A 1,368-nucleotide genomic window follows, 5' to 3' on the forward strand; every position below is an offset into this window, starting at 1 on the left:
CCAGGCCAGACCAATCGGCTATCTGGTGGCGCGGCGCAAGGTCGCAGGCGGGTCCCCACACGGTCGGCACACTCGCCCGTTCGGCGTGCCACAGCTTGACGGATTCCATGATTGCCGAGGCTTTGGCGGCGGCAAGCGTGACGCCCTTGCCCATCGAGACGGCCAGCGAGTAAGCGGCCGGGCGGCAGGCAGTCACCACCGGTATGCCGATCCGGTCCAGTCCAGTGACGTCCGCTACTCTCGTGATCCCGAAGATGTCGAGCTGGCCGCGCAGCCGCCGGACGGTTTCTTCCGGCGCCACCGCGCGGTGGGTCCCGAGGGTGAAGGTCTTTGCTGTCATCGCGATCCTCCGGCCACCAGATGCACGACGTCAGTTGCCATCTCGGTCCGAGGTCGCCAGGCGCAGGCGAGGTCTCGTGCGCGCCGCGGCGGAGCGGGCCGGCGGGTCGGCGTCGGGTGTCAGTGGCAAGGCCAGTGCCAAGAACCGGTCGCCATCCCGGAACACGAGGCGAGCATCGGTCATCTCGGTCAAAAAGGCTCGCACTTCGTCGGGATCGAGGTCAAGGTCGCGGTCGCGAAGCAGGCGACCCGCCGCGCTCGACGGGGTGGCGACGTCGAGGCAGGCGAGGTAGAGCTCCGCCTCGACGTCGTCGAGGAAGATGTCGCGGCTCGGGAGCAAGGGGCGACGGTCGCGGATACGCAGGAACCCCGGCCCTCTCTCGTATCGAAGCGACCGGTGGCGCCCGGGCGTCCAGCAGCGGTCCCAGGCGTCGACCGCGTCACGCAACGGGGCGACCGCTTGTTCGGGGTCGTGCCCGTCCACGTGCTCGTACTCGAACGCATACGCCAGGCCGGCGAGCTCGTCCGCCGGCACGGAGTGCAGGTGGCGGTAGTAGGCGGCGGGACCGAGCAGCCGCAAGCCGTGGGACGCGGGTTTGTCGAAGTAAGGGCTGAACCGCTGGACCTGAAGCCGGACCAGCCCGGGCGGCTTGAGGTGGACAAGTGACTTCACCAGGTCTGCCATCGCCACGTAGTCTTCGTCGGTCTCGCCCGGCAGCCCGTAAATGATATTCCAGGTCGGAAGCAGCTCGTAGCGCGCCGCAAAGAGCAGGAAGCGTATATTCTGCCACACGGCGACACCCTTGTCGATACTACGCAGCAGGGGTGTGCTCAACGTCTCGATGCCGGGCTGTATCCGGTGGACTCCCGCGTCGCGAAGCTGTCGGACCTGGTCGGGCACGAGGTTCGACTTGATCTCGTAAAAGAAGCGGTAGTCGTGGCCGGCCTTGCGCCGTTTGGCGAGCTCAGGCAACACGCTGTCGAAGAACTTGGGATCCAGGATGTTGTCGACGACGTCGAACTCCACCC

Annotated in this window: 1 protein-coding gene and 1 pseudogene; both read right to left on the minus strand. The window is 67.0% G+C overall.

All coding sequences use genetic code 11. The features are described from left to right. A pseudogene (locus ACY45C_RS07280) lies at nt 1-340 on the minus strand (YcaO-like family protein); the annotation flags it as partial. Nucleotides 341-370: 30 nt separating this feature from the next. Beyond that, on the minus strand, nt 371-1,368 hold a 998-nt coding region (locus tag ACY45C_RS07285; RefSeq protein WP_462186871.1), incomplete at its 5' end, for a radical SAM protein.

The sequence above is a fragment of the Frankia sp. CcWB2 genome (genome assembly GCF_977927585.1).